1 protein-coding gene is annotated in these 269 nt (G+C 64.7%); it reads left to right on the forward strand.

Features of this window, described 5'->3' with window-relative positions; all coding sequences use genetic code 11:
- Positions 1-269, forward strand: a 269-nt coding sequence (locus QMX98_RS35165) for a hypothetical protein (RefSeq protein WP_282412110.1), incomplete at both ends; no start/stop codon positions are given.

Here is a 269-nt window from a genome sequence, read left to right on the forward strand (position 1 = left end):
CCGCCAACCTGGTGCTGCAAATCCAAAACAACGATGACCCGGTCACGATCGGCGGCCTCAACGTCGAAGGCGGCGAACTCGTCGTCTACGAGAAGAACCTCAGCGACGGCAGCAGCCCCGACGCGCCCGCGCTGACACAGAGCGGCACCTTCACCATCACCGCGCTCGACGGTGTGCAAACCCTCAGCGTCGGTGGCATCAACGTGGTGGTCGGCGGCGTGTCCGCAGGCTTCCCGCAATCGATCGTCACACCACTCGGCAGCACGTTG

This window comes from Pseudomonas sp. PS02303 (assembly GCF_029959925.1).
In the GTDB taxonomy this organism is placed as follows: Bacteria; Pseudomonadota; Gammaproteobacteria; order Pseudomonadales; family Pseudomonadaceae; genus Aquipseudomonas; species Aquipseudomonas mandelii.